The organism is Neotamlana sargassicola, assembly GCF_020523965.1.
In the GTDB taxonomy this organism is placed as follows: domain Bacteria; phylum Bacteroidota; class Bacteroidia; order Flavobacteriales; family Flavobacteriaceae; genus Neotamlana; species Neotamlana sargassicola.
The window spans coordinates 1-2534 of sequence record NZ_JAJAPX010000012.1; the positions used below are offsets into that span (position 1 = coordinate 1).

Sequence of the window (2534 nt, forward strand, 5' to 3'; positions counted from 1 at the left end):
ATTCAAAATAAATTGAATTAGAATACTTTGGAAAGAGTAACCATAGAGGGTGATAGTCCTGTATAAGTAAGATTTATAGCGATAGTGGTATCCTGAGTAGTGCGGGGCACGTGAAACCCTGTATGAATTTGTCGGGACCATCCGATAAGGCTAAATACTCCTGAGAGACCGATAGTGAACTAGTACCGTGAGGGAAAGGTGAAAAGAACCCTGAATAAGGGAGTGAAATAGAACCTGAAACCATACGCTTACAAGCGGTCGGAGCCATTTATGGTGACGGCGTGCCTTTTGCATAATGAGCCTACGAGTTACCGTTGCTAGCAAGGTTAAGTACTTCAGGTACGGATCCGTAGCGAAAGCGAGTCTGAATAGGGCGTTATAGTTAGTAGTGGTAGACGCGAAACCGTGTGATCTACCCATGGGCAGGTTGAAGCTGTAGTAACATACAGTGGAGGACCGAACCGGTTGACGTTGAAAAGTCTTCGGATGACCTGTGGGTAGGGGTGAAAGGCCAATCAAACTCGGAAATAGCTCGTACTCCCCGAAATGCATTTAGGTGCAGCGTATTATTAGTTTTATAGAGGTAGAGCTACTGATTGGATGCGGGGGCTTCACCGCCTACCAATTCCTGACAAACTCCGAATGCTATAAAATGATGTAATGCAGTGAGGGCATGGGTGCTAAGGTCCATGTCCGAGAGGGAAAGAACCCAGACCATCAGCTAAGGTCCCCAAATGTATGCTAAGTTGAAAAAACGCGGTTGAACTGCTTTGACAGCTAGGATGTTGGCTTGGAAGCAGCCATTCATTTAAAGAGTGCGTAACAGCTCACTAGTCGAGCGGTTCGGCATGGATAATAATCGGGCATAAGTATACTACCGAAGCTATGGACTTGTAAAAGTGGTAGGGGAGCATTGTAGTGTCGTCGAAGGTGTACTGTGAGGTATGCTGGAGAAGCTACAAAAGAAAATGTAGGCATAAGTAACGATAATGCGGGCGAGAAACCCGCACTCCGAAAAACTAAGGTTTCCTCAGCTATGCTAATCAGCTGAGGGTTAGTCGGGACCTAACGCGAACCCGAAAGGGGTAGTGGATGGACAACAGGTTAATATTCCTGTACCCGCTCTCAATAAAAGTGACGGAGGCGTATATTTGGTGCGTGCTGACGGAATAGCACGTTGAAGGGAGCAGTAATGCCCTGATAGTACACTAAGACTTCGGTTGCGGTGATAATCCAGAGAAGCGACTTCCAAGAAAAGCGAGAGAAGCGGCCCGTACCCTAAACCGACACAGGTAGTTGGGATGAGAATTCTAAGGAGCTCGAGAGATTCATGGCTAAGGAATTAGGCAAAATAGACCCGTAACTTCGGGAGAAGGGTCGCCCCGCTTCGGCGGGGCCGCAGTGAAAAGGTCCAGGCGACTGTTTATCAAAAACACAGGGCTATGCTAAATTGAAAGATGATGTATATGGCCTGACACCTGCCCGGTGCTGGAAGGTTAAGTGGAGGGTTTAGCTTCGGCGAAGATCTCAAATGAAGCCCCAGTAAACGGCGGCCGTAACTATAACGGTCCTAAGGTAGCGAAATTCCTTGTCGGGTAAGTTCCGACCTGCACGAATGGTGCAACGATCTGGACACTGTCTCAGCCATGAGCTCGGTGAAATTGTAGTATCGGTGAAGATGCCGATTACCCGCTGTGGGACGAAAAGACCCCGTGCACCTTTACTATAGCTTAGTATTGGTTTTGGATAAGTAATGTGTAGGATAGGTGGGAGACTTTGAAGCGGCGTCGCTAGGCGTTGTGGAGTCATTGTTGAAATACCACCCTTTGCTTATCTAGAGTCTAACTTTCAATGAAAGGACAGTGCTTGGTGGGTAGTTTGACTGGGGTGGTCGCCTCCAAAAGAGTAACGGAGGCTTCTAAAGGTTTCCTCAGCACGCTTGGTAACCGTGCGTAGAGTGCAATGGCATAAGGAAGCTTGACTGAGAGACCTACAAGTCGATCAGGTTGGAAACAAGAGCATAGTGATCCGGTGGTTCCGCATGGAAGGGCCATCGCTCAAAGGATAAAAGGTACGCCGGGGATAACAGGCTGATCTCCCCCAAGAGCTCATATCGACGGGGGGGTTTGGCACCTCGATGTCGGCTCGTCACATCCTGGGGCTGGAGAAGGTCCCAAGGGTTGGGCTGTTCGCCCATTAAAGTGGCACGCGAGCTGGGTTCAGAACGTCGTGAGACAGTTCGGTCTCTATCTACAGTGGGCGTTAGAAATTTGAGTGGATCTGACTCTAGTACGAGAGGACCGAGTTGGACTAACCTCTGGTGTATCTGTTGTCGCGCCAGCGGCATTGCAGAGTAGCTACGTTGGGAAGGGATAAGCGCTGAAAGCATATAAGCGCGAAACCCACCACAAGATGAGATTTCTTTAAAGGGTCGTAGGAGATGACTACGTTGATAGGCTACAGGTGTAAAGGCAGTAATGTCATAGCCGAGTAGTACTAATAACCCATAGGCTTATTGTACGCCTGTTTTTTTA

The 2534-nt window shown here is 48.4% G+C and carries 1 rRNA gene; it reads left to right on the plus strand.

What is annotated here, in order from left to right:
* A 23S ribosomal RNA gene (locus LG651_RS15610) occupies positions 1–2520 on the plus strand; the annotation flags it as partial.
* Positions 2521–2534: the final 14 nt, after the last annotated feature.